Origin of the sequence: Herbaspirillum lusitanum P6-12 (genome assembly GCF_000256565.1) — a bacterium.
GTDB lineage: Bacteria > Pseudomonadota > Gammaproteobacteria > Burkholderiales > Burkholderiaceae_D > Herbaspirillum > Herbaspirillum lusitanum.
Genome location: NZ_AJHH01000598.1, coordinates 1 through 5,210 on the forward strand (window position 1 = coordinate 1; position 5,210 = coordinate 5,210).

The 5,210-nt window shown below is 60.5% G+C and carries 4 protein-coding genes and 1 pseudogene; 2 read left to right on the forward strand and 3 right to left on the reverse strand.

Annotated features, from left to right (window positions below):
- The first annotated feature begins 209 nt into the window (after nt 1-209).
- Nucleotides 210-1,266: pseudogene (locus HLUSI_RS29695) on the forward strand (asparaginase).
- A gap of 105 nt (nt 1,267-1,371) precedes the next feature.
- On the opposite strand, the gene HLUSI_RS0119655 reads toward HLUSI_RS29695, so the two are convergent.
- The 3 genes from HLUSI_RS0119655 to HLUSI_RS0119665 form a co-directional block, all read right to left on the reverse strand.
- Entirely contained in the window at nt 1,372-2,016 is a 645-nt protein-coding gene (locus HLUSI_RS0119655; protein WP_016835575.1) for a DedA family protein, read from the reverse strand.
- 94 nt (nt 2,017-2,110) lie between these two features.
- Nucleotides 2,111-3,334 (reverse strand): serine hydrolase domain-containing protein, encoded by a 1,224-nt coding sequence (locus tag HLUSI_RS0119660; RefSeq protein WP_157137930.1) that lies wholly within the window; start codon nt 3,332-3,334, stop codon nt 2,111-2,113.
- 369 nt (nt 3,335-3,703) lie between these two features.
- Entirely contained in the window at nt 3,704-4,408 is a 705-nt protein-coding gene (locus HLUSI_RS0119665; protein WP_016835577.1) for a GntR family transcriptional regulator, read from the reverse strand.
- Between the two features lie 472 nt (nt 4,409-4,880).
- On the opposite strand from HLUSI_RS0119665, the gene HLUSI_RS29700 reads away from it, so the two are divergent.
- The coding region (locus HLUSI_RS29700) for an ABC transporter substrate-binding protein (RefSeq protein WP_040503700.1) at nt 4,881-5,210 on the forward strand (330 nt) is incomplete at its 3' end.

The following is a 5,210-nucleotide window of genomic DNA, read 5'->3' on the forward strand; positions in this document are numbered from 1 at the left end:
GCCGGCTGGCAACAATGCCGGTAATCCGCCGAGTTCTCAGGTTTTCCCCACTCTGCTCCGGTTATCAAACAGGCAACTCAAGTCGCACCATGAATAGCGCTCATCGCTGACATGCACCAATGGCAGGCCTGCAATGGCCATTGCTCCCACCCGGGCGCGATACAGACCATCCCCCGCTTCTTTCTTTGTTCCACACCAAGGAGACGCCCATGCTGCACCTGCAACCGAAACATCTCGCCGGATCCCTGCTTGTTTTTCTTGCCTCGTTCTGCCTCTGCCTGCAGGCGCAAGAGAAGCCCCATATCGTCGTTCTCGCTACCGGCGGCACCATCGCCGGCGCCAATATCTCGAGCATTCGTTCCCCGGCGTTCCAGGCCGCCGTGGTGCCCGTCGACAGGATGATCGCCGCCGTCCCCGAGATCCAGAAAATAGCGCACGTCACAGGGGAGCAGATTTTCCAGGTTCCGAGTGAAAATTTCACTGACGAGCGGCTCATCAAGCTGGGCAAGCGCGTGTCCGAATTGCTCAAGAAATCCAATGTGGACGGCATCGTCATTACCCATGGAAGAAACTGCCTATTTCCTGAACCTGACGCTGAAGAGCACCAAGCCGGTGGTGCTGGTCGGCGCCATGCGCGCCAGCACCCAGCTGGGCTCCGACGGCTCGGCCAACTTCCATGATGCGATCGCTGTCGCCGCCAGCAAGGAAGCCATCGGCAAAGGCACGCTGGTGTCGATGAATGACGAAATCTATTCCGCTCGCGACGTCACCATGGGCAACACGCTCAAGCTCGAGACCTTGCGCTCACCCTACGGTCCGCTCGGCCTGATCATTGAAGGCAAGGTCATGTTCTATCGCCAGCCGACGCGCCCGCATACGGTCGCCAGCGAGTTCGACATCGATAGGCTGAGCACGCTGCCGCGCGTCGACATCGTCTACAACTACGGCAATGTCAGCCCGGTGGCTTATGAAGCGCTGGTGAACGCCGGCGCCAAAGCCATCATCCACAACGGCACCGGCAACGGCAGCGTCGCCGAGCAGATCGTCCCCGTCCTGCAGGAAGTGCGCAGCAAGGGCCTGCAAGTGGTCCGCGCAACACGCACCGGCAGCGGCGTCGTGATCCGTAACGGCGAACAGAACGACGACAAGTTCGACTGGGTTGTCACCGACGATCAGAATCCGCAAAAAGCACGCATCCTGACCGCACTGGCGCTGACCAAAACCAACGACAGCAAGGAACTGCAAAAGATCTTGTGGAAGTATTGATGCGGAAGCAATCAACATCGCGGGACAAAAAAAAGCCGTTCATCACTGAACGGCTTTTTCAGTTTATCGACTGCAGTATCGACTGCAATATCAACCTCAGAAAGTTCAGCGCAACGACTTCATGCGCTGGCGCAGGTAACCGATGACGCCCGGCAGGATCGACAACACCACGATCGCCACGATCAACAAGCTGAGGTTCTGCTTCACCACCGGCAGGTTGCCGAAAAAGTAACCGGCATAACCGAAGCTCGCCACCCACAAGATGCCGCCGATCACGTTGTACGCAAAGAAGCGTGTGTACGTCATCGCGCCGACGCCGGCCACGAACGGGGCGAAGGTGCGCACGATGGGGGCGAAGCGCGCGATGATCACGGTCTTGCCGCCGTGGCGTTCATAAAAGGCATGGGTCTTGTCCAGATACTCGCGCTTGAAGATGCGCGAATTCGGATTGTCGAATACCTTCAGGCCGATGGCCTTGCCGATCTGATAATTGACGCTGTCGCCGCTGATCGCCGCAACGATCAGCGTCAGCACCATCAGGTGGATATCGAAGGCGCCGGTTGCGGCAATCGCGCCGGTCACGAACAGCAGCGAGTCGCCCGGCAGGATGGGTGTCACCACCAGGCCGGTTTCGGCGAAGATGATCAGGAACAGGATCAGGAACAGCCACGGGCCGTAGGACGCGGCCAGTTCGGCCAGATGACGATCGATGTGGACGATGAAATCGACCAGGAACAAAAGAAAATCCATGAGCACCCGCAGCAAGGTTGAAAAATGAACTGAAAAGATAAGCATTGAAGCGAACGCGCATTGTATCAATATGCGCCTTCACATCATCCTGTCGTCACGGCGCAAACTGGCGAAACAGTTTTTCGGCCGCCGCGAACAAGGCGTCGTTGGCGCCCTGGCTGGCGATGTTGGTCACCACCACGATGGCGAAATCCTTTTCCGGGCTGAGCCAGATGTGGGCCAGGTTCTTCTGGTTGGAACCACCGTGGAACACCAGCGGCTGCGGCGCCCAGTCCATCTTCGCGGTCACCCAGCCGAGGCCGTACTTGCCGTCGGTCGGCGTTCCCGGCACCGGATTCTGCACATGCGGCATGTCGATCACCGGTGCGTGCAGCAGCTTCAGCGTCTCGGGCTTGAGCAGCGCCGGACCGCGCTTGCCCTCACCGGCATTCCAGCCGGCCCAGCGCGCAAAATCCAGCACCGACATGTTGGCGCCGCCGGCCGGTGCGATCAGTTGCGGATTATCGTCGCCGGGGCCGGCCATGAAGGGCTTGGCAATGTCTTCGCCGACCAGCACGTGACCCAACGCGGCATCGACCCGGCCCAATGTCGCCTGCGAGCCGAGACCGGCGCTCTTGAGTTCCATCGGATCGAAGATCGATTCATTGATCAGTTCTTCCCAGCTCTTGCGCGCCACCCGTTCGATCATCGCGCCGGCGATCGTGTAACCCAGGTTGGAATAGGCAAAGTGCTGTCCCCGCTGTCCCGGCTGCACCGGCAGCGGCTTGCTCATCCACTGCTGCAAAGTCCAATAGCGCAGGTCGTCGAGATTGCCTTCTTCAAACATCGACTTGGCCAGCAACTCGAGGAACTCGGCGTTGTCGGCCGGGATGCCGGAAGTATGCGACAGCAGCTGGCTGATGGTGATACGACGGAAGTCCGGGTCCATCTTCGGCGCCAGTTCAGGGAAGGCATCGCCCAGCGTCGTGGTCCACGCCATCGCCCCGCGATCGACCAGAATGCCCGCCAGCGTGGCGGTGAAGGCCTTGGTGTCGGAACCGATGTGGAAACGATCGTTGACCGTCACCGCGATGCCGGATCCCACCTTGCGCGTGCCGACCGCGCCGGCGGCGATGATGCGGCCGTCCTGCACCACGGCGGCGGCCAGCGCCGGCAATTTGTACTGGACCAGGTAAGACGTCAGGGTAGGTTCAAGCGGCGCAAAGGCCAGGGGCGCGACCGGCGCGGGAGCGAGGTTCTGGGCTCCGGCGAACTGGCTGGCGCACCACAGCAGCGCGGCGACCAGCGCCTTGCGGGAATTGAAATGCGAAACGGACATGAAATCCCTTTGATTGAAAGGCAGCACAGACGATCGGATGCCCGCATTTTATCTCCATTCGCGCCGATGCAAACTTACCTTTCTTTACGCGGAAAACACGCAAGTCTTGCGCGCCGGGGTCGATATCCATGACAGGACCCGCGCTGCGGAATCCATTTCTTCATCCACCCTTCACTCACCCCGGGGAGAACAGCATGCGACTTCGATTGACCGCGGGATTGTCCGCCGTGTTTTTGTTACTGCTGATGGCGTTCGCAACGCATTACAAAGTGCGGTTGGAAATGATAGAGCAGAGCGCCGGCATCCTGGAGATGCTGGCGGCGGCGATACCGCTGCTCAGTCTTGTCGTGGCGAGTCTGTTTGCAGGCCCTAATCAGGCAAACCGTCGCCGGCCAGGATCATCTGCGCGGCGCTGAGCAGGTCGCCCGACAAGCCGGCGCGCGCCTGCTCCGGCGACTTGTCCTGCAAGCCCTTGAGCAGCGCGGCGTGATGCACCAGCGCCGGCGCCTCCGACAGGCGGCGCGAACCGGCGCGCAGGTCGAGGTTGATGACCGGCCCGACCTGCAGCCACAGGCTCTCGATCAGGCTGACCAGCGTCGTCATGCCGGACCCTTCGTAGGCAGCAAAGTGCAGTTGCTTGTTGAGGCGGATGATCAGGTCGACGTTGGGTTTCTTGCGGTGCATTTCGATGCACAGGGTGTCGTGCAGGTCGGCCACGGCTTGCAGGCCTTCGGCCGAAATGTTCTGCGCCGCATGCTCGACCGCCAGCCCTTCCAGCGCCAGCCGGATCTTGAGCAGCTCGCGGAATTTATCCTTGGTCATCAGCGGCACGCGCACGGCGCGGTTGGGCAGGATTTCCAGGGCGCCTTCCGCCGACAGCTGGCGGATCGCTTCACGCACCGGCATCTGGCTGGTGCCCAGCGCTTCCGACAGGCTTTTCAGCGTCAGCTTCTGACCGGGGCGGACTTGTCCTGCCAGCAGCAGTTCGCGCACATCTTCATACACGCGCTGCGACAGCGTGGCGTGGGTGATTTTGCGTATCTGCGAAAGGTCCGCAAGTATCGTGTGTTCCATGGTCCCCGGCTTCTCACTTGAAACCATTTCATCCGTGCCGATGAAATGCGTCTGTTATTCAAAATTGCCGCGGATTATAGCAGTCGCCCTCTTCCGCTCTTTCCCCCGAATGCAGCGCTACAGCCCGTTCAAGGCAGTTTGATACCCTGCCGGGACGCACTTCTTCACGGCTGCTCCCTGCGCCGCAAACTTGTCCAACCATGCTGCATCGCCGATTGACACGCCCCAATTCTATCGAATACATTTGATCACATGTCAAATAACTGACATAAAAAAGAGGTTGTTGCAAAAATCACGAGACGCAGACGGACCGGACCGATGTTCAACAACGGCTTCATGTTCCTGTCATTTCCGTCTCGTCCGCTTGCCGACGGCACTCAATAAGAAAACAGGTCGTTCCGGCAGTCCGCTGCCGCTACCGGCTTTTCATCGAGACACCCGGCTCGCGCCGGACCCTTAGGAGGTTTGCACCATGGAACAAGACAACAGCAAGATCCCGTCGCCCGGCCGTCGCACCATGCTAAAAGCCGGCGCCGCCGTCGCCGCCACCTCGGCAATGGGCTTCCCCGCCATCGTCAAGGCGCAGTCGGACAAAATCATCATCGGCCACCTGACCCCGCGCACCGGCTTCCTCGGCCCGCTGGGCGAATATGCCGTGATGAGCATCACGCTGGCCGTGGAAGAACAGAACAAGGCCGGCGGCCTGCTGGGACGCCAGCTCACCCTGATTTCCGAAGACTCGGTCAATCCGCCGACCGCCTCCTCCAAGGCGCAGCGCCTGCTGGAGCGCGACCCGCGGGAA